Annotated in this window: 1 pseudogene; it reads right to left on the bottom strand. The window is 54.5% G+C overall.

What is annotated here, in order from left to right:
• Nucleotides 1-391 (bottom strand): annotated as a pseudogene (locus tag V5P19_RS23045) (L-seryl-tRNA(Sec) selenium transferase); the annotation flags it as partial.

The raw sequence follows: 391 nt of genomic DNA, 5'->3' as shown, positions 1-391 counted from the left end.
GGCTAAGATCGACCAGCGAGCCACTGCCTAAATCAGTCACTACGGGAACATCCAGCTCTTTGCCGAGCGCCACCAGTTCCGCTTCATCTATCGCTTTGGTGAACCCCTGAATGCTGTAGTTACTGGTATGTACTTTCATCAACAGTGCGGTATTTTCATTCACCGCCTGACGATAATCATTCGCGTGCGTGCGGTTGGTGGTCCCTACTTCGTGTAGGGTGCAGCCTGCCTGACGCATAACATCGGGAATACGAAACGCGCCGCCAATCTCCACCAGTTCGCCGCGAGATACCACCACCTCTTTTCCGCTGGCAGTGGCCGCCAACATCAATAACACCGCCGCCGCATTGTTATTGACGATACAGGCATCTTCCGCCCCCGTAATACGGCA

This window comes from Enterobacter sp. UNJFSC 003, from assembly GCF_036903355.1.
Lineage (GTDB): Bacteria > Pseudomonadota > Gammaproteobacteria > Enterobacterales > Enterobacteriaceae > Enterobacter.
The sequence above is the reverse complement of the archived record's forward strand: the minus strand, read 5'-3'. Positions and strand labels throughout refer to the sequence as shown.